We start from the raw sequence: 21,870 nt of genomic DNA, 5'->3' as shown, positions 1-21,870 counted from the left end.
ACAAAAGTTTATTAAAACATCAAATTGAACAGGAATAATTCTAAAAAGTTAAGAACATAAGTTTGAGTTGTTGTAAAAATTATGTTATAATATTTAGAAAGAGCGAGGTGATATATTATGAGAGAATCATTAAAAGTAAAAGATAAACAACTTGAAATTTATGAATTTTTAAAGTTATATATAGAGAACAAAGGATATCCCCCATCAGTAAGAGAAATATGTGCTGCTGTTTCTTTAAAATCTACATCTACAGTACATAGTTATTTAAAAAAATTAGAAAATAATGGACTTATAAGAAGAGATCCAACTAAGCCTAGAGCTGTTGAGATTTTAGGTAATTCCTTAAATAAAAAAGAAATGATTAATATACCTATAATAGGACGAGTAACTGCTGGAGTTCCTATTTTAGCTACTGAAAATATAGAAGATACATTCCCATTACCTATAGAGTATATAAAACATAATGAAGAATTATTTATTCTAAGAGTTACAGGTGAAAGTATGATTAAAGCTGGTATTAATGATAAAGATTTAGCTATTATAGAAAAATCAGCAACTGCTAATGATGGAGATATAGTCGTAGCATTAATAGATAATGAAGCAACTATAAAAAGATTTTTTAAAGAAAATAATCATATTAGACTTCAACCTGAAAATGATACTATGGCACCAATAATTGTAGACAATTGTAAAATTCTTGGTAAGTTAATAGGTATATTTAGAGCATATTAGTATTTTAAGAGTCATATATTTTAATATATGACTCTTATTTTTTATATAAATTTATTTAGATTGTGAGGAAAAAACATGAAAATATTAAAGAATAATAACCAAAGCTTTGATAATGATATCGATTCTATATCTATTAAATCAATAACTAAGTTGCATGATAATAAATTTAAATCAATAAAACTTCTAACAGGGACTTTTATAGCTAGTATATATGCTTTCGGTTTTGGCTATAGTCTCTCCTATTGTACTGGTAAGGTTATTTATACAGGGATTAGTTTTTTAATATTATTTGCTTTAACTTACTATATAATTATGATGCTACATGAATTTATTCATTCTTTAATTTTACCTAACTGTTTATCAGAAAGTGTTATTATTAGATATAATTTAAAAAGATTATCAATTTATGCTTATTCTAATATAGAAATTAGCAAAGGAAGGATGCTTTTAACTTTAGCTATGCCTTTACTACTATTAACTATCATTCCTACTATAATTAGTTATATACTTGGTTTTAGCATATATCTTTATGTATTAGCTTCTGTAAATGCAATAATATCTGCTGAAGATTTTATGAATTTCTTTTTAATAGTTAAAAATACACCTAATAATTCTAAAATATATATGAAAGATGAAAAATTGTATTATAACGAAAAATAAAGGCAAAGAATTTCTTTGCCTTTATTTTTATAATATATTATTTAAAGCTATTAATACGCCTATTTTAGCATGATCAAAAGTTAACCCACCTTGTAAATAAGCTATATATGGTTCTCTTATAGGTGCATCTGCAGATAATTCAATTGATGAACCTTGAATAAAAGCACCTGCAGCCATTATAACTTCATCTGTATATCCAGGCATAGCCCAAGGTTCACATTCAACGAAAGAATCTATCGGAGAACCTTTTTGTATTCCCTTACAGAAATTAATTAGATTTTCTTTATTTCCAAACTTTATAGCTTGTATTATATCACTTCTTTTATCAGTAGGTTTAGGTAATACTTCAAATCCTGCAAGTTCCATTATTTTAGCACAGAATATAGCGCCTTTTACGGCTTCTATAGCTATATGTGGAGCAAGAAATAACCCTTGATATAGTTGTCTCATTACTCCAAAAGTAGAGCCACACTCCCCTCCTATTCCAGGAGTTGTTAATCTAAATGCTGCTTGTTCTACATATTTAGATTTACCAGCAATATAACCTCCTGTTGGAGCGATTCCTCCACCTATATTTTTTATTAAAGATCCAGCTATAAGATCAGCTCCTACATCTGTAGGCTCTATTGTATCAATAAGTTCTCCATAACAATTATCTACAAAGATAGTAACATCATCTCTTAAATCTTTAACAAATTTAATAACTTCTCCTATTTCTGAAACTAAAAATGAATTTCTCCATCCATATCCAGTGCTTCTTTGTATATGAATAAGCTTTATTGAATTATCAGAAATTAAAGCTTCTTTTATTTTTTCTAAATCAAATTTACCCTTTAATAAATCAATTTGTTTATATTTAACACCATATTCCTTTAGTGAACCTATATTTTCTTTACCACTAATACCAATTATATTATGTAGTGTATCATAAGGTGCACCTGAAATAGCAAGCATAGTATCTCCAGTTCTTAAATTCCCCATTAAGGCACATCCAATAGCATGAGTACCATTAACAAAGTGAGGTCTTACAAGAGCTGATTCAGTATTAAAAACTCTTGCATAAACTTTATCTAATGAATCTCTTCCAATATCATCATATCCGTATCCAGATGAATTAGTAAAATGTGAATCACTAATTCTTTCTTCTTGGAATGCATTTAATACTTTAAGTTGATTATACTCTCTTATTTCATTATATATCTTAAATTGTTCTTCAACATCTTTAAGAGCTTTTCCATATAAATCTAAGGTTTCTTTTTTAAAATTATAAGTTTTTTTCATTAATTCTTCTGTTAAGTTTAACATTTAAATAGCACTACATAAATTAATATGTAGTTCCTCCTCTCTTTAAATAGGCATTTATATTACTTTAAATATAATAACATAGAATAGTGTATTTAACTAGTATTCACCCTATATAATAGAATGTGTACTAAAAAAAGGCAAATTTAAATTTGCCTTTTTTATTCTGATTCATTAAATAAAATTGATTTCCCTGGTGTAATTGTAGTAATTGCATGTTTATAAACTAGCATTTGTTTGCAATCACAATCTAAAACAACTGTGAAATTATCAAAGCCTTTTACAAAACCTCTAAGTTGAAAGCCATTTGATAAATAGATAGTTACTGGAATTCTATTTTTTCTTGCTTCATTTAGAAAAATATCTTGTAGATTATTTAATCCTTTATTCAAATTACACACCTCCTAAGAATAAAATTATGTATATAGTTTATTATACATAATTAATATTAATTTCACTAATGATTTTTCTGAATATTTGATCATCATTTAAGGTATCTTTATTTATAAATTTAGCTCTAGGATCTCTTTTGAACCATGTTAATTGTCTTTTAGCATAATTTCTTGAACCTTGTTTAACCATATTTACAGCAGATTCTAAAGGAATACCTTCTTCAATATGATATAAAATCTCCTTATAACCTATACCTTGCATTGATTGTATAGATGAATTATATCCCATTTCCTTTAATTTTATACACTCTTCTAATAAACCTTTTTCCATCATTATATCGACTCTTCTATTTATACGATCATATAACATAGCTCTATCCATATTAAGTACATAATAGAAAACATCATAATTCCCTTTATAGAAGTCTTCTCCTGAATTAAAAGAACTAAAGGGTTTACCTGTTAATTTAAATACCTCTAAAGCTCTAATAACTCTTTTTCTGTTGTTATAATGTATTTCATTATAACTTATAGAATCAATATCTTTTAGCATTTCATGGATATATTCATTTCCTTTATCATCAGCTAATTTTTCAAGAAAATCTCTATAAATTTTATCATTTCCTGCATCTGTAAAATTCATATTACATGTAAGAGCATTTATATATAGTCCAGTTCCTCCAGTTAAAATAGGTAACTTTCCTCGTTTTAAAATATCTTCTATACATTTTGATGCTATGTCTTTATAATCAGAAACCGAAAACGCTTTATCAGGCTCTATAATATCTATCATATGATGTTTTATTCCATCCATTTCTTCTTGCGATATTTTAGCTGAGCCTATATCCATATATTTATATATTTGCATTGAGTCTGTTGAAATAATTTCTCCATTAAGCTCTTTAGCAAGTTTTATTGATAACTCTGTTTTTCCCACTGCAGTAGGACCAGCAATAACTAATACTTTATCCTTCATCCTATTCTCCTTATAAAATTTTAATGTTTTAAACTAAATTATTCTTCTAAATTTTTTATCTAGTTCATATCCTGTGAATTTAATTATAATTGGTCTCCCGTGAGGACAATGGAAGGGATCTTCTATATATCTTAAATCGTTTATTAATTTTTCTATTTCCATTTCATTTAAATAATCATTAGCTTTAACAGCAGCCTTACAAGCCATAGTTGCTATTTTATTATATTTTACTTCTGTAGTTTTCCCTGAACCTAATATTTTTAGATTATCTAATATTTCTAAAAATAACCTTTTGGCATCAAGTTTTCCTAAAAAATAAGGTACTTCTTTTAAAGATAAAGTATTTCCACCAAAGTTTTCTACTGTAAACCCTGCATTATTAAAGATTTCAACATTTTCTTCATAGTAACTATAATCATCTATAGTTAAATCAATTAATGTTGGTATTAGTAATGTTTGAACTACTATACTTCCATTTTCTATATTATTTAAATATTTTTCAAACAATATTTTTTCGTGTGCTGCATGTTGATCTATCATATATAAAACTTCATCATATTCTCCTAAAATATAAGTTTTATTAAACTGTCCTATTATTTTAAGTTTAGGAAATTTAGGATTAAGTTTTTCATTTATAGAATATGAATTCTCATTAACAGCTAATTCTTTATTATTAGATTGTAAATCAACAGGTATAGAGATAGATTCTTTATGGTCTTTTAAATTACGTAAACTATTATAAATATCTTCTTCCTTTTTAATATCTTCTTTAGTTATATTATTAGCAATATTAATTATTTCTTTTTTCTCTTCTTCTACATTTTGAAATAATGGAATATTTAATTTCTTCTCATATTCATATAGAGGTTCTTTATAATCCATATCAAAAGCTAAGTTTTCTATAGTATTATCATTATCTTTATTAACATCAGGTTCATTAATTTTAAAAGTATTAAATACTTCTTCTTTAAAAGCTCCATGGACAGAATCAAATACTTTTTTAAATATTAAACGTTCATCTTTAAACTTTATTTCTGCTTTGGTTGGATGTATATTTACATCTACAAATTCTGGATATACTTCTATAAATAATACAAAGTAAGGAAACTTATTTACTGTAGAAAAAGATTTAAATGCATTTTCTATAGCAACAACAATAGTTTTATTTTTGATATATCTTCCATTGACAAAGATGCTTTGATTATTTCTAGAGCCTCGTGCAATATCTTCTTTTCCTATATACCCATATAAAGAGATTTCATCTTCATGATGTTCAAAATAAATTATATTATCGCTAATTGTTTTATTATAAAGGGTTCTTATTGCATCTTTTAGATTTCCATTTCCATAAGTATGAATTAACTTTTTGCCATTATTATATAATTTAAAAGATATTTCAGCGTTAGATAATGCTATTCTAGTAATTATATCATTTATTAAAGCTGCTTCTCTTGAAGTTGATTTTAAAAACTTCTTTCTAGCAGGAACATTATAGAATAAGTCTTTTACCTCTATAAAGGTTCCTTTATTCATACCAATATCACTAGTTCCTAGTATTTCTCCACCTTCTATTTTAATTTCTCTGCCAAAATCCTCATCATTTGGTTTACTTTTTAATGTTATTTTTGATACTGATGCTATAGATGGAAGTGCTTCTCCTCTAAATCCTAAGGTATTTATAGAATATATATCTTCAACTGTTTTTATTTTAGATGTTGCATGGGGAAGAAATGCTTTATTTATATCTTCTTTATGGATTCCATCACCATCATCAATTATTCTAATTAATGAGCTTCCCCCATCTTCAATTTCTATAATTATATTTTTAGAGTTAGCATCAATTGAGTTCTCTACTAATTCTTTAACTACAGAAGAAGGTCTTTCAACAACCTCTCCTGCAGCTATTTTATTTGATGTATTTTCATCTAGTAAATTTATTCTTTTCATTAAACCACCTCAAATTTACTTAAACTTCTTAGCTTCTAATACAAATTTATATAAGGTGTTCATAGCTTCCATAGGTGTTAGTCCCATAACATCTACATCTGAAATTATATTTATAAGATTTTCCTTTTCTATCATAGTAAAATCCATTTGATAATTATTTCCTATATCCTTTTTAAGGATTTCTTCTTCTTTTTTATATGTATCTATAGAAATTTCAGACTTAACTGATTCAGATTCAGATTTATTTTCAGTTTTTTTATTTAAATCTGTAGTATTTTCTAAAGACTGAAGAATTTCTTTAGCTCTATTAATAACATCTATAGGTAATCCAGCAAGTTTAGCTACTTCGATACCATAAGATTGATCTGCTCCACCTTCTACTATTTTACGAAGGAATATTACGTTATCTTCTATTTCCTTTACTGCTACAGAGTAATTTTTAACTCCGTCTATTACTCCCTCAAGCTTAGTTAACTCGTGATAATGCGTTGCGAATAATGTCTTACATTTTAGATTTTTATTTTTAGAAATATACTCAATTACTGACCAAGCTATACTTAGTCCATCATAAGTTGAAGTTCCTCTTCCTACTTCATCTAATAAAACTAAACTTTTAGATGTTGCATTTTTTAATATATTAGAAACTTCCCACATTTCTACCATAAAAGTTGATTTACCACCAGCTAAATCATCAGAGGCACCTATTCTTGTAAAAATTTTATCACATATGGCTATATTAGCCTCTCTAGCAGGGACAAAGGACCCTACTTGAGCCATAAGTGTAATTAATGCGACTTGTCTCATATAAGTCGATTTACCCGCCATATTAGGCCCTGTAATTAGTAGCAACTGATTTTCTTTTTGATTTAAGCTAGTATCATTAGAGACAAACTCTCCATTTCCAATTACTTTTTCTACAACTGGATGCCTACCATCTTTTATATCTATTATTCCATCTTCATTAATATTAGGTTTTACATAATCATTTTCTACTGCAACTAAAGCTAAAGTAGATAAAGCATCTAAATTCCCTATAATCTTAGCACTCTTTTTAAGTCTTGAAATTTCCTTTTCAACTTTTTCTCTAATTTCTATAAAAAGTTCGTATTCTAATGCAACTAACTTTTCTTCAGCACCTAAGATTTTTTCTTCCATTTCCTTAAGCTCTTGTGTAATAAATCTTTCAGCGTTTGAAAGAGTTTGTTTTCTTACATATCTTCCTTCAGGAATAGAGCTATAGTTGGCTTTAGATATTTCTATATAGTATCCAAATACTTTATTATAGCCTACTTTTAAAGATTTAATCCCAGTAAACTCTCTTTCTTTACTTTCAAGAGAAGCTATCCACTCTTTTCCGTGGGATTTAGCTTTTCTTAGTTCATCTACTTCTTTATTATATCCATCTCTTATTATGTTTCCTTCTTTTAATGCAATAGATGGATCATTTAATAAAGATTTTGATAATAAATCTTTAATATCCCTAATCTCATCTAATTCATTAAACCAAGTTTTAAGTAATGGTGATGTACAGTTTTTAAGTTGCTCTTTAATTCCTGGAAGTTTCTCAAGAGAAATTTTTAAGGATACTAAATCTTTTCCATTAACATTTTTATTTGATATTTTACCAACAATTCTTTCAATATCATAAATATCTTTTAGACTTGTTCTTAAGTCATCATTAAAAGAAAGATTAGTTGTTAACTCTTCAACACCTAATAATCTGTTTTCTATTTCCTTTTTTATTATTAGAGGCTCTTCTATCCATTTTCTTAAAGATCTCCCCCCCATAGAAGTAGCTGTTTTATCTAACACCCAAATTAGACTGCCCTTTTTAGATTTTTCCTTAAGGCTTTCTGTTAACTCTAAGTTTCTTCTTGAATTACCATCTATAGTCATATAATTTACTATATCGTAATATTCAAGCGTATTTATATTAGTTAAGCTTATTTTTTGTGTTTCATGTATATATTTAAGTAATACGGAAGATGCAAGTTTTGAACTATTATGTAATCCTATAATTTCTACCTCACTAAATTGTTCAATAAGCTCATTATCTGTACAATGAAAATCTTTTAAATTCCTCTTAGTTATTAATGCACCATTTATTGATGATATTTCATTTAATAATAATTCACTAATATTTAAATCAACTATAATTTCCTTAGGATTTATTTTTGAAATTTCATCAAATAAAGTAGATTTTAAATTTTTAAATGATGTTGTTTTAAATTCTCCTGTTGATATATCAGAAGAAGCTATACCAAAATATTCATCATCTTCGTATAATGATAGTATATATGTATTTTTATACTCACTATCATTATTTTGTTCTGTATATGTACCAGGCGTAATAACTTTTATTACATCCCTTTTAACGATTCCTTTAGCTACTGCTGGATCTTCAACTTGTTCACAAATAGCTACTTTATATCCTTTAGTTACAAGTCTTGATATATATGAAGTAGATGCATGGAATGGAATACCACACATAGGTGCTCTTTCTTCTAATCCGCAATCTCTTCCTGTTAATACTAATTCAAGTTCTCTTGAAGCTGTTTTTGCATCTTCAAAAAACATTTCATAAAAATCTCCAAGTCTAAAGAAAAGTATACAATCAGAATATCTTTCCTTTATCTCAAGATATTGTCTCATCATTGGGGTTAATGCCATTTTCAATCCTCCGTCTATATAAAAATTAATATAATCATATTCTATCACAAAACTATTTTTAAAATAAGAGTTATATAATTAAGAAAATACGAGCCATTAAATAAATAGCCCGTATCTTATTAATTAGGTTTTTCACCACAAGCCATAAGAATTAACAAAATTATAGTAGAATCTTTAGAATTATAGAAATTGTTATAGCTTGAAATAATTTTTGATATTTGAGGATTTACCATAAATCTATCAGCATTCGGAATACTACTTAAATTTTTAAATTTATCCATACCTAAAATATCACTATGCTTTGCTACTACTTGAAAATCTAGATTTGTAAATCCAGAGTACTTTAATAACTTGATAAGCTTTCTACCTATATTTCTATCACCACCAGAACTATTTTGAAATTTAGCTAGGTTATTATTTAAATATGGAATTAGTTTTAGCTCAGGATTTGTAACTCCCCATATTCCATTATCTATATCTACTATAACTACTTTCCCACCTGGTTTTAAAATTCTATATATTTCTTTAGTTGCAGTATTAGTATTATTAATATGCTGATATACAAATCTAACTAATACAAAATCAAAGGTATTATCATTAAAGGAAGTATTTAATATTGATTCTTGTACAAATCCTAATCTTTCATTAAAAATATTTTTCAATCTATTTTTTGAAATATCCATAAGATTTTTATCTACATCTAAAGATATAACACTACTATTTTTAAATTCATTAAGTAAAAGTTCGGTGACAAATCCAGGACCGCTACCGACTTCTAGAATTTTCATTCCATCTTTTAGACCTAAGAACTTAAGCATATTAATTTCTCTATCCCATCCCATATATGCTTGTTTTTTTAGTCTTTCAATTTCTGTATTAAGTCCTAAAGATTTATATATATCACTATATGACATTAGTACCTCCAAATTAAAGTCTATTTATTTGTAGTATACTAATTAGAATTTATAATTGTTCTTAATTAAATAGATTTAAAATCTCATCTTCACTTAAAGAAACTAAAGCTTTTGAACTTGCTAAGTCCTCTCCTATTAATTTTGATATTAACTTTCTTTTTTCATCTTGTAGAGAAACAATTTTTTCTTCTATAGTTCCCTCTGCAATCATTTTTATCACTTCTACTACGTTCTTTTGACCTAATCTATGGGCTCTATCAGTTGCTTGATCTTCAACAGCAGGATTCCACCAAGGATCAAAATGAATTACTATATCTGCAGAAGTTAAATTAAGTCCTGTTCCTCCAGCTTTTAAGCTTATTAAGAATACAGGTATATCACCATTATTAAATTCCTCTACCATAGGCATTCTTTTATCAGCAGGAATAGAACCATCAAGGTAACAATATTTTATTTTATCTTCTTTTAATTTTAAAGATATATTTTTTAATATTGATGTAAACTGTGAAAACACAAGAATTTTATGTCCTTCTTCTATACTTTGATGTAAAAGTTCAAGAAGGGCATCTATTTTACCACTTCCAGCAGTATAATCATTAATTAAAACTGATGGATCTAAACACAATTGTCGTAATTTTGTTATATATGATAATATTTCAATTTTACTATTTTTAAATTCATCTTCTTTTACTTTTTTAGAAATAAGCTCTATAGCATGTTTAGAATATACTCCGTATATTTTCTTTTGTTCTTCATTTAATGGGACAATAAGTCTTTTTTCTATTTTGCTAGGCAATTCTTTTATAACTTCCTTTTTATATCTTCTTAATATAAATGGTTTAATAAGTCTATTTAAATCCTCTAAAATTTCTGGACTCTCTTTAAGTTTTTTATGATATCGTACACTAAATCTTTTTTCATCATAAAGATATCCAGGCATTATAAAATCAAATATAGACCATAATTCCATTAAGGAATTTTCTATAGGAGTACCTGTCAAAGCGAATCTATTATTTGCTTTTATCATTTTTACAGCTTTGGAATTTTGAGAATTATTATTCTTTATATATTGAGCTTCATCTAAAATACAATAATCAAAATCTATGTCTTTATATAAATCCAAATCTCTTTTTAAAAGATTATATGTTGTTAATAGTACATCAAATTTATCTCTATTTTTTATAATTTCTTCTCTTTCATCTTTTGCCCCATTAACTACTGCTATTTTCATAGAAGGAGCAAATTTTTTAAATTCTAAATTCCAATTATAAACTAAAGAAGTTGGTGTAATAACTATGGTTGACTTATCTTTATTTGATAATAAAAAGCTTATCATTTGAAGAGTCTTTCCAAGGCCCATTTCATCCCCTAATATACCTCCAAAACCCAAGTATTCTAAAGTTTTAAGCCAATTAAATCCATGTTTTTGGTAAGGTCTTAACTGAGCATTTAAATCTTTAGGCTCCTTAAATTTAAGTTTATTAATATCTTTAAATTTGTTTCTAATTTCTGATAACTCTTTTTTTCCCTTTACATATCTTATTTTCTTTTCATCTAAGTAATAATCTATAAAAGCTCCCTTATTTTTGTCAAAAGAAATTATATTATTTTCTATTTCATCAACATTTGATACTATATCTAAAAGATGTAAAAAGTTATTTAATTCTAATTGCTCTAAATCTAAATACTCACCATTTACTAATTTATAATATTTTAAATTATCTCTAAAGGCTCTTAATATATTAGTACTTTCATCTGGACTAATATCACCTATTTTAAATTCTATTTCGAAATAATTATATTTACCTGCTCTTATTTCTCCTTTAATATTTTTAGAAGATATATTTTTAAGTCCTTTAAAATTCTCTGAATAAAATACTTCACCTAAATTTTGTAGTTTTTCTATCTCAGTCTTAAAAAATCTAAAGATATAGTCATCTCCCATTACTAAATAGAACTTATTTGTATGAGCATCAAATCCCAATGATCTTAAAATAGATAACACTTCTTCTTCTTTCTTAGAATCTCTGTAAATTATCTTTTTTTCAAAATCATCAAATATATTAAATTCATATTTACCATACTTAACTTTTAAAACTAAGGAAATATTATTTTGTTCTTTATCAAAATAGAACTTAAATTCTACTGGTTCTGATACAACTTTATCTCTAATGTTTTTTGATATTGAAAGATCTTTTGATAATAAGTTAATTTCAGGTATAAGTCTTATCAAAATCTTCTTTTCTTCATCCTTAGGGATAGAAATACTTCTTGTATTACTAAATACCTCTAAATAGGGTGCAATTTTATAACAAAAATCATAGTTTGGTAAGTAAATAGTGGTTCCAAATAAAAATACGTCACCATTTTCACTTAAAACATCAGGTAATCCTTCACCTATATTTAAGATATATTCATTTTGTATAAGTTTTAAATCAAATTGTATTTCAGGAGAAGTTAATAATATTTCTCCTTCTACTGGCCTTAAATAAAAACCCTCATTTAAGTAAATACGATGTTTTTTTATAATATTAAAAAAATCTCTTAATAAATATTTAGGAATTATTATAGATTTACCATCTACATACTTATCCTGTCTTCTATTAAATGCGGAAGTATTATCCAGTTCTTTAAGTTGTTCTATAAAATGTAAAAGTCTTTTATCTTTTGTTGAAAGCTTTTGTTTTTTTATATCAAAAGTAAAATCTTTACCATATTTAACTGGAATTTTATTATAATATGCAGTTAAAAATTGATTTAAATCTTTAAGAACATATAATTTATTAGAAGACATTCCTTTAACACCAATTTTAAAATCAGCAGTAATTTTATTATTAAAGCCTTTTTTATTAATAAAAACTTCTATCTTCAGTTCATCTAAGTTTTTATTATCAGGTAATAATATATTTAGAATACTACTTGTATTTTTCTTAAATATACCTAAAGTATCTTTCTTATAATATAATTTATCTTTCAATCCTTTATTTTTATCTATTTCTTGGAGAAACTTATAAAAAGTTGCTACTAAATGTTTACAGCAATAATTATCTTTATTAAATTCATTTTTTTCATAATTTTTACAAGTGCAATACGTTGATATTATAGATTTATTATAGCTATCAACTTCTATTTCAGTAGAATATTCACTAATAAATTTTTCAGAAATTACATTACCTTTTAAATGTATAAGATCTTCTTCTAAATTTATAGAGAAGTTAGATATAAGATCATTTTCAAATACTCTTTTTCCAGCTATGTGATTTCTGCCTGAAGTATCTCTATTAAAGTTTTCTAGTAATGTTTGTTTTATCATTATAATCTCCTCTATTTTGAATATCCTTTAATTATAACAAAAAGAAGTAGTCTGTGCTACTTCTCTAAATTTAATCTATTTTACTTTCTTTCCAGATATCTATTATATTTTTAAATTTACTTTCTATAGAAGATGTAAATTCTTTAAATTTAGTAGATTCTATGTGTAATCTACTTGCTTTTTTTATATGTTGTTTTATACCATCTTTTAAGATATTTGAACACCAAACTGTACAAATACTCTTATTATTTTCATCTACTATAGTAATAGGTATTTCATTTTGAAATAAAAGCATCTCTAAGTTTTCTCTATGATTCTTATCGGCATAATTAAACCATCTTCCATAAATTAATTTATCATTATCACTAAATTTAAATAAAATTAGAAAGGCGGCTTGTCCATTAGAAAAATATGATATATTTTTTAATTCTAATGTTAAATTGTTTTTTATTTTTGATATACTACAACTGTTTTCTTTTAAAATAAATGTTGAAAAAATCATATTATCTTTAAACTTACATATATAATTAGTTAAATTACCTATTTCAGTAGAGCTTAATTCCTCATAAAGCATAATATACCCCCGCATAATAATATATTATTATTATACTATAGGGGTATATTAATTTTAATCTGTATTTAATGGAAGGTGTATTATATTTTAAACAACTTCTCCAATTAATGAGAATGGTTGAGCTCTTACTATGTTAACATTAACAATATCTCCAGCCTTAACCCCTTCTCCTGTGAAGTTAACTAGTCGTCCATTTCTAGTTCTACCAGTAAATTTATCTTCATCATTTTTACTTGGACCTTCTACAAGGACTTCTACTATTTTTCCTTCATATTGTTTATTCCCTTTAATAACCCCAACATTAACAGCATCTACTAACCTATTAAATCTATTATGTTTATCCTCATCAGAAATTTGATCTGGCATCATATCAGCAGGAGTGTTATTTCTTCTTGAATATATAAATGTAAATGCAGATGAATATTCAACTTCTTTTACAAGTTCTAAAGTCTCTAAGAAATCTTCTTCGGTTTCTCCAGGGAATCCAACTATTATATCTGTTGTAATAGTTACTCCTGGAATTTCTTCTTTTATCATTTTGATTAATTCTAAATAAGATTCCTTAGTATAATTTCTATTCATTTTCTTTAAAATTCTATTTGAACCACTTTGTACAGGTAAATGGATTTGTTCACAAAGTTTATCGCATTCTTTTATAGCCATAACTACATCTCTATTTAAATCTTTAGGATGAGATGTCATAAATCTTACTCTTTCTAATCCGTCAATTTCATTTATTTTTCTAAGTAATCCAGCAAAAGTTATATCTTCTTCTAATCCTTTACCATATGAATTTACATTTTGACCTAAAAGAGTAATTTCTTTATATCCACTTGATACTAAATCTTTAATTTCTTTTACTATATCTTCTGATTTTCTACTTCTTTCTCTACCTCTTACATATGGAACTATACAGTATGTACAAAAATTATTACATCCATACATAATTGTGACAAATGCTTTAACATCACTTTTTCTATCTATTGGTAGTCCCTCTATTATTTCAGTCTCTTTATTAAAAATTTCTTTAACTTGAACTCCTTCAGTTTTTACTCTATTTAAATATTCTGGGAATTTATATGCATTATGTGTTCCAAAAATTATGTTAACATGTGGAAAAGTTTTTAAAATCTTATCTGCCATTCCTTCTTGCTGCATCATGCATCCACAAACAGCAATTATAAGGTTAGGTTTTTTCTTCTTAAGATTTTTTAATTGACCTAAGTTTCCAAAAACCTTATTTTCTGCATTTTCTCTAACACAACACGTATTATATATTATAATATCTGCATTTTCTTGAGTATCAGTTTCAGAATATCCACTTCTTTTAAGCATTCCAGAAAGTTTTTCTGAATCTTCTTCATTCATTTGACAACCATAAGTACAAATAAAGAAAGTTTTATTTTCATTTTCACTTATATTTTCAACTTCTAATTCGTTATATTCTATAGTCAATTTAATTACCTCCAAGAATTTAATTTCCAATGTATTATACCAAATTTAGTCTTTAAAATAAAGTTTAGCTTCTAAAAATATTTACTTTATTTACATATTATAATACGAATTGTAAAAGTTTAAGAAAGTATAATAAATTAAAAGTGAGTATTATCGAATTTTTTCAATAATACTCACTTTTAATAAAAAACAATAGTAATCTATTTAATGTAACACTAACAAGGTTAACCCCTACTTTTTTTATTTTGCACATCTAGAGCATGGATGTAAACCTTCAGTTTCTGCATCTTTTAATAAAATTTTAATAGGATTTTTCATTTTACTACATTTATTGTTAGTATGATAAACTTTAGAATTAGTGTTAGATATCCATACAACATTATTTTCAGTTGGTTCTTCTATATTACTTGTATCTTCTATATTAGTTGTAGTATCACTTTCACAGTTAAAAGTTATTTTATTACCATCACTTATAGCTATAATAGTTCCACTTTTATCTGTTCTAAGTATTTCTATATTTCTTTTATTTAACTTTTCAATAGTTTCGTTATTAGGATGTCCATAATCATTTCCTTCACCAGCAGAAACTACAGCATATTTAGGATTAACAGCATCTAAAAATTTAGTACTTGTTGAAGTTCTACTTCCATGATGCCCTAATTTTAAAACGTCAGCACTAATATCTAGTTGTTTATTTAATATCTCTCTTTCACTTAAGCGTTCAGCATCTCCTGTAAATATGAAAGAGGTATTACCATATTTTAATTTTGTTACTATAGAATAATTATTTAAATTTTTATATTCACTACTATTAGGTGCTAAAAACTCAAAAGTAGTAGCATTGCCTATATTAAGTTTTTCACCAACTTTAGGAACTGTAATTTTAATTCCTTTATTATTAAGTGAATTTATCATTCCTTCAAATACTTTAGTTGTTGTAGATACTTTTGGAGCATAAAAAGTTCCAATATCAAATTCGTTTATTATCTTTGCCATTCCACCTATGTGGTCTGAATGAGGGTGAGTAGTTATTACATAATCTAAATGCTTTACTCCTTTACTTTTTAGATAATTATAAGCTAAATCATCATTATTTCCAGCATCAATTAATATATTTTTACCAGATACTTGAATTAACTCTGAATCACCTTGTCCAACATCAATATAATTTACTACAAGGTTATCTTGTACTTTAGCTTGTGATATTACTGGAATACCAAAAAATGAAATTAATAAAATTAAAAAGAAACTTAATATTTTTTTATTTTATTCATAATATCAACTCCTTATTTATATTTTCAACTTGATTATATCATGGATAAATAAGGAGTATTTTTAAAATGAATTCGTTTACTGTAAAATTACGTTGAATTATTTATATAGAATAAAATTAATAAATATAATTTGTAATATTTTATCATAAAACTCAAATGTTTTTTATAATTTATGTAAATATATTTTATATTCAGATTTTTATTAAAAATAAAAAGGTACGAGAAAAATCCCGTACCTTAATTATTAAATTCAACTAATTGTAATTTATCTACATTATTCACTTTAAAAGTATCATACTGGTTAATAGTATTATTTAATGCTTCTACTGCAAAAACAAAATTCATATTCTCAGTAACTTCTACATAATAAATAACATCATAAGTTACTTCAGAAATCTTAATTATATTTAAAGAATAAAGTTTATATCCTGTATTAAAAAATGATATTTTAAATGCTTCTTCAAAAATGTCAGGTGAAAAATCCTCTGTTGTTTCAATATTGGCTTTTATTTTTAATGCATTCATAATATATCTCCTCATAGATTAATAAGTATTACATCTTCTATCCCATCTAGAAATAGTACATTTATCTATAAAACCAGCCCAAGTATATAATGATCTAGCTCTTAGATTATCTATATCAACTCGTATATAAAGTTTAGTTAATCCTTTCTCTTTAGAAAGAAGTATTAAATCATGTAATAGTAATTTTCCTATTTCTAAACCTCTAAATTCTTCTATTATTCCAAAATTAACAACTGTGTACATATTTCTATTATAGATAACTTGTCCATATCCTACACATTTTTCATTAATCATACCAAATATTGATAAATCATTAATATAATATTCTTGACTTATGTCATTATAAATATCCTCTATTTTTAATGGCTCTCTATTCCAATTAGAAAATACGTTATTCTGAATTTTACATCTTAATTTTTCATCTTTCCCCATAATAAATTTTTTCAAGTGATAGATAGACTCTGAATAATTCGCATTATAAATAGAGTTATAATGGTTATTTATATTACTATTCTTTGATTGAAGTTTTAATCTTAAATCAGTTATTTCTTCATATCTATGATAAGTATTTAAATCAAGTTCCATTAAAATAGTAGGTCTAACTCGCTTAAACCCTAAATTAGTTAAAATAATTGAATTTCTAGTATTATCAATAGCTTCATAAGATAATATACTATCATTAAATTTATTAAAAATAGTTCTATCTAAAATAGTTAAATATTCATTTTCAATATATAAAGACCAAATTCTAATATTTGAATCTAATGGTGTATCATACCATATATATCCTATTATTTTATCATTATATCTTATTAATTTAAGAAATTTTCTAAATATATATTTAACTATAAAATTTTGATGCTCATATAAATAAAAAAAATCCTTATCATAGCTGTCTATTTTCTGATTCTTATTATATAGATTTTTAAATATATCCATTGTATTTGATGTTAGCTTCTCTAATGTTATCATAAATATCCCCTTTTAAACCTTCTAAGAATAGTATAAATCTTCCATTTATTTATAGTCAAGAATATTTGAAATAATTGAATTGATATATAATTAGTTTTAACACATAAAAAAGAAGATGCATATTAAATATATATGCATCTTCTTAGTAAAAGTTTCTTTTATTTATTATTCAGCATCCTTAATACTTAAGGCTATTTTTTTATTTTCTCCATCAACTGAAAGTATTTTAGCTTTTACTTCTTCACCTATAGTTAAAACATCTTTTGGATGATTAACTCTATCATGAGTTATCTTAGAAATATGAACTAATCCATCTACTCCTGGTTCTAATTCAACAAAAGCACCAAAATCATTTAATCTTACAACTTTACCCAATACAATAGAACCTTCTGGATACTTTTCATTTACATTTGACCATGGTTCAGGAGTTAATTCTTTTATGCTTAAAGACAACTTATTTTCTTCTCTATTTAAATCAATTATTTTTACATCTACAAATTGACCTTTTTTTAATATATCCTCAGCAGATTTTACATGACTCCAAGAAATTTGTGAAAGATGAATCAATCCATCTACCCCATTTATGTCGGCAAAAGCACCAAAATTAGTAAATCTCTTTATTTCAGCTTTTACTACATCTCCAATAGATAAGTTATCCCATACAGCTGATTCTTTTATAGCTTTTTCTTCTTCTAAAAGTATTCTTCTTGATCCAACTATTTTAGATGGATTTTCTTTAGAAAAGTCAATTAATCTAATTTCTAAATCTTTTTTAACGTATATTTCTTTGTCTTTAGTAAATTTTATATCAATTTGAGATGCTGGAATAAATATTCTTACACCTTTATAATAAGCAACTAATCCTTTTTCTTTAGCTTCTTTTACTGTAACTATTAAAGTTTCTTTATTCTCAAATAATTTCTCTAATTCTAAAATAGTAGAATTTTTTTCATATTCTAATCTTGAAAGTACTACATTTTTATCTTGGTTTTGTAATTTTATTACCTTCGCTGTAATACTATCTCCTACCTTTAATTTACTTACAGCATCATCTATATTTTCAAGAACTGTTAATTCCTTAAAAGGAATAACTCCATCAGATTTGTATCCTACTAAAGATACTACTACTTCATCTCTAGTTATTGATAATATTTCACCAGTAACTTCATCACCTATACGAAATCTTCTATCTAGTTCATTCATTAATTTTAATTGATCATCCATGTTAAATTTCCCCTCCATAATATCTATAATTTCTTTTATTACCCAATCTGGAGTTGAAGCTCCAGCAGTTATTCCAACTGTTTTAAAGTTTTCGTTATTAATAAAATCTTCTTTTAGTTCTTTAGAATTCTCTATATGAATAGTATTTTCACAATTCTCTTTAGAAATTTGATAAAGTTTAGTTGTATTAGAACTATTTTTACCTCCAATAACAATCATAGCATCTACATTTTTTGATAACTCTTTAGCGCTTTTTTGTCTAACCTCTGTAGCAGAACAAATTGTATTGAATGGTAATAATTCTTTGCAATTCTTAGATAAATTGTCTAAAGTATTTTCCCAATTTTCTTCTTTTTCTGTAGTTTGAGAAACAGCACAAACTTTATTTGGCAGACTTTCTTTAAAGTCACCATTTTTAGTAATAATGGCTTTATTTTCGCACCAACCATTAATCCCTACAACTTCAGGGTGTTTCTTATCACCTAAGATAACAATGCTATATCCCATTTTAGAATATTTATCAACCTTTTTATGTATATTAGTAACATATGGACAAGTTGCATTAATAACTTTAAGTCCTTTGATATCTAATACTTCTATTATTGATTTTGGTACACCATGAGATCTTATAACTATTACATCACCTTCAGTTAATTCATCAATATTTTCAAAATCAATTGCAAATATATTATTTTCTTCTAAGTAATTAACCACATCATTATTATGTATAAGTGGTCCTAGTGTATATATTTTTTTATTATAGTGTTTTTTAATTTTTAATGCCTCTTCTACAGCTCTTTGCACTCCAAAACAAAATCCTGCATTTTCAGCTAAAATTACTTTTCTCATATTTTCTCCTAAGTTAAAAAATTATATATATTATTTATATTATTATATTACATTTTTAAGAATAAATTTATCATAAAATATATTTCAAATTTTTATTTTATATAAGAGATTATCTTGTTTGTAACTTCTTCTATATTTAATCCAGTTGTATCAATTTCTATAGCATCATCAGCTTTCTTTAATGGATCAACGTCTCTATGGGTATCTATATAATCTCTTTTTATAATATCTTCTAATATTTTATCATAATTAACTTCTAGTCCTCTATTTTTAAGTTCTTTATATCGTCTATCTGCTCTTTCTTCAGGTGTTGCAGTTAAAAAGAATTTATAAGGCGCATTTTTTAAAACTACCGTCCCTATATCTCTTCCATCCATTATAACGTTAAATTCTTCTGACATTTTTCTTTGTAAATTTACTAATTTAAGTCTTACTTCTTGGATAGATGCATAAGCTGAAACTACTGAACTTATTTCAGGCATAGTTATTTTACTTTGTATATTTTCACCATTTAATATTAAGTCGTCATTTTCAAATTTCATTTCCATAGAGTCTATAAGATTACATATAGATTCTACATCATTTATATCTATATTATTTTCTATTGATTTTAAAGCAACAGCTCTATACATAGCACCTGTATTTATGTACATTAAATTGAATTTTTCACCTACTAATTTTGCGATTGTACTTTTTCCTGCTCCTGCTGGACCATCTATTGCTACCGAAATTCTCAAAATTTTTACCGCCTTTCCCGTCTTATCAAAAATACTTACTTATAAATTATATAATTTATAACTTTCTTTCTCAAGGTTAAATTGTATTTCCTTTATAAATACTTTATAAGATATTAAAATTATTAAATATTACTTCCAGCTATATAGCCAGTTGATAAAGCAATTTGTACGTTGTAACCACCTGTAAATGCATCTACATCTATTACTTCACCAGCAAAAGAAAGATTTGAAATTATTTTTGATTTCATAGTAGATGGATCAATTTCTTTTGTATCTACTCCACCAGCTGTAACTATAGCTTCATCAATTGGTCTTAATCCTTTTACTTCCATTTTAAATTCTTTTAATAATTTTAATAAATTTTTTCTCTCTTCTTTAGTTATTTCATTAACCTTCTTATTTTCAGGTATTTGAGAAAGTTTAATAATTAAAGGAATGATTTTGTTAGGTAATAACTCATCCAAAGCATTTTTAAAATCCTTATTTATAAATTTTTTAAAATCTTTTTGGATTCTCTTATCTAATTCAATTTCACTTAATGCAGGCTTAAAATCTAGTTTTATGTAAAATTTCTTATTTTCTTTAATAAATCTTGATCCACTTAATATAAGGGGACCTGATATACCAAAATGAGTAAATATCATTTCACCTTGATTTTTATAAACTGGTTTTACAGTATCTTTTTCAAATATAGATATTTCAACATTTTTTAATGATAATCCCATAAGTTCTTTTACCCAAGTGTCCTTAAGTTCTATTGGTACAAGAGAAGGTTTTAAATCAACTATATTATGGCCTAAATTTTTTGAAAATTTTTGTCCTTCTCCTTTTGAACCAGTTAAAGGATATGATGCTCCACCAGTACAAATTATAAAATGATCGCCTTTGATTCTTTCGCCACCATTTATTTCAACTTCAGTAATTATATTGTTTTTACTTATAATATTAGTTACTTTACTATTAAGTCTAACTTTAATAGTACATTTAGCAAGTTCGTTAGATAATCCTTTTATTATATCAGAGGACTTATCTGATTCAGGAAATACACGACCGCCTCTTTCTACTTTTAACTTTATTCCTTGATCTTCAAAAAAGCGAATAGTGTCTTCATTTGTAAATGTATATAAAGAACTATATAGGAAATATGGATTACCAGGTATAAAATCAAAGAATTCAGAAATATCCTTTGCATTTGTAACATTACATCTTCCTTTACCTGTTATAAAAAGTTTTTTTCCAATACGTTCATTACTATCTAATAATATAACTTTATTTTCTTTGGATGCAGCTATAGCAGCCATCATACCTGCTGGACCTGCTCCAATAACTATTATTGTTTTCATATTCTATTATC

General features: G+C 25.6%; 17 protein-coding genes. 2 read left to right on the top strand and 15 right to left on the bottom strand.

The window, feature by feature from the left end; translation table 11 throughout:
- Window positions 1-117 precede the first annotated feature (117 nt).
- Together lexA and BTM21_RS05615 are read left to right on the top strand one after the other, a co-directional pair.
- Window positions 118-732 (top strand): transcriptional repressor LexA, encoded by a 615-nt coding sequence (gene lexA, locus BTM21_RS05620; RefSeq protein ID WP_021875687.1) that lies wholly within the window; start codon window positions 118-120, stop codon window positions 730-732.
- Window positions 733-807: 75 nt separating this feature from the next.
- Window positions 808-1,392 carry a metalloprotease family protein gene (locus BTM21_RS05615; protein ID WP_021875688.1) on the top strand — a complete coding sequence of 195 codons (585 nt, stop codon included), beginning with the start codon at window positions 808-810 and terminating at the stop codon, window positions 1,390-1,392.
- 27 nt (window positions 1,393-1,419) lie between these two features.
- On the opposite strand, the gene BTM21_RS05610 is transcribed toward BTM21_RS05615, so the two are convergent.
- The 15 genes from BTM21_RS05610 to BTM21_RS05540 all read right to left on the bottom strand — a co-directional run bounded on the left by BTM21_RS05610 (window position 1,420) and on the right by BTM21_RS05540 (window position 21,859).
- A complete protein-coding gene (locus tag BTM21_RS05610) occupies window positions 1,420-2,697 on the bottom strand; it encodes a methionine gamma-lyase family protein (protein ID WP_096145371.1) in 1,278 nt (425 codons plus the stop codon).
- Between the two features lie 158 nt (window positions 2,698-2,855).
- Window positions 2,856-3,086, bottom strand: coding sequence for an RNA chaperone Hfq (hfq, locus tag BTM21_RS05605; protein ID WP_021875690.1), 231 nt, complete (start codon window positions 3,084-3,086; stop codon window positions 2,856-2,858).
- A 40-nt stretch (window positions 3,087-3,126) separates the two neighbouring features.
- Window positions 3,127-4,062 (bottom strand): tRNA (adenosine(37)-N6)-dimethylallyltransferase MiaA, encoded by a 936-nt coding sequence (gene miaA / locus BTM21_RS05600; protein ID WP_021875691.1) that lies wholly within the window; start codon window positions 4,060-4,062, stop codon window positions 3,127-3,129.
- A gap of 33 nt (window positions 4,063-4,095) precedes the next feature.
- Window positions 4,096-6,009, bottom strand: a complete 1,914-nt coding sequence (gene mutL, locus BTM21_RS05595) for a DNA mismatch repair endonuclease MutL (protein WP_021875692.1) — start codon at window positions 6,007-6,009, stop codon at window positions 4,096-4,098.
- Window positions 6,010-6,024: 15 nt separating this feature from the next.
- Window positions 6,025-8,679 carry a DNA mismatch repair protein MutS gene (gene mutS, locus BTM21_RS05590; protein WP_079481361.1) on the bottom strand — a complete coding sequence of 885 codons (2,655 nt, stop codon included), beginning with the start codon at window positions 8,677-8,679 and terminating at the stop codon, window positions 6,025-6,027.
- Between the two features lie 119 nt (window positions 8,680-8,798).
- Window positions 8,799-9,593 (bottom strand): class I SAM-dependent methyltransferase, encoded by a 795-nt coding sequence (locus BTM21_RS05585; protein WP_021875694.1) that lies wholly within the window; start codon window positions 9,591-9,593, stop codon window positions 8,799-8,801.
- Window positions 9,594-9,654: 61 nt separating this feature from the next.
- On the bottom strand, window positions 9,655-12,906 hold the full coding sequence (locus BTM21_RS05580; protein WP_021875695.1) for a DEAD/DEAH box helicase: 3,252 nt from the start codon (window positions 12,904-12,906) through the stop codon (window positions 9,655-9,657).
- Between the two features lie 70 nt (window positions 12,907-12,976).
- Window positions 12,977-13,480: a hypothetical protein gene (locus tag BTM21_RS05575; RefSeq protein WP_021875696.1), complete on the bottom strand. Its 504-nt coding sequence runs from the start codon at window positions 13,478-13,480 to the stop codon at window positions 12,977-12,979.
- Between the two features lie 87 nt (window positions 13,481-13,567).
- The gene (miaB, locus tag BTM21_RS05570) at window positions 13,568-14,899 is read right to left on the bottom strand and encodes a tRNA (N6-isopentenyl adenosine(37)-C2)-methylthiotransferase MiaB (protein WP_372450466.1); all 1,332 of its coding nucleotides are present in this window, start codon (window positions 14,897-14,899) and stop codon (window positions 13,568-13,570) included.
- Window positions 14,900-15,175: 276 nt separating this feature from the next.
- Window positions 15,176-16,165 (bottom strand): ComEC/Rec2 family competence protein, encoded by a 990-nt coding sequence (locus tag BTM21_RS05565; protein WP_423236784.1) that lies wholly within the window; start codon window positions 16,163-16,165, stop codon window positions 15,176-15,178.
- 281 nt (window positions 16,166-16,446) lie between these two features.
- Window positions 16,447-16,734, bottom strand: a complete 288-nt coding sequence (locus BTM21_RS05560) for a hypothetical protein (RefSeq protein ID WP_021875699.1) — start codon at window positions 16,732-16,734, stop codon at window positions 16,447-16,449.
- 18 nt (window positions 16,735-16,752) lie between these two features.
- On the bottom strand, window positions 16,753-17,706 hold the full coding sequence (locus BTM21_RS05555) for a GNAT family N-acetyltransferase (protein ID WP_021875700.1): 954 nt from the start codon (window positions 17,704-17,706) through the stop codon (window positions 16,753-16,755).
- Between the two features lie 165 nt (window positions 17,707-17,871).
- Complete coding sequence (locus BTM21_RS05550; RefSeq protein WP_021875701.1) at window positions 17,872-19,779, bottom strand: bifunctional 4-hydroxy-3-methylbut-2-enyl diphosphate reductase/30S ribosomal protein S1; 1,908 nt, start codon at window positions 19,777-19,779, stop codon at window positions 17,872-17,874.
- Between the two features lie 92 nt (window positions 19,780-19,871).
- Window positions 19,872-20,516 carry a (d)CMP kinase gene (gene cmk / locus BTM21_RS05545; RefSeq protein ID WP_021875702.1) on the bottom strand — a complete coding sequence of 215 codons (645 nt, stop codon included), beginning with the start codon at window positions 20,514-20,516 and terminating at the stop codon, window positions 19,872-19,874.
- A 122-nt stretch (window positions 20,517-20,638) separates the two neighbouring features.
- Complete coding sequence (locus BTM21_RS05540) at window positions 20,639-21,859, bottom strand: BaiN/RdsA family NAD(P)/FAD-dependent oxidoreductase (protein ID WP_021875703.1); 1,221 nt, start codon at window positions 21,857-21,859, stop codon at window positions 20,639-20,641.
- Window positions 21,860-21,870 lie beyond the last annotated feature (11 nt).

Source organism: Clostridium chauvoei, assembly GCF_002327185.1.
GTDB classification, from domain to species: Bacteria; Bacillota; Clostridia; order Clostridiales; family Clostridiaceae; genus Clostridium; species Clostridium chauvoei.
Note: the sequence above shows the minus strand (reverse complement) of the source record. Positions and strands in the feature narration are given on the sequence as shown.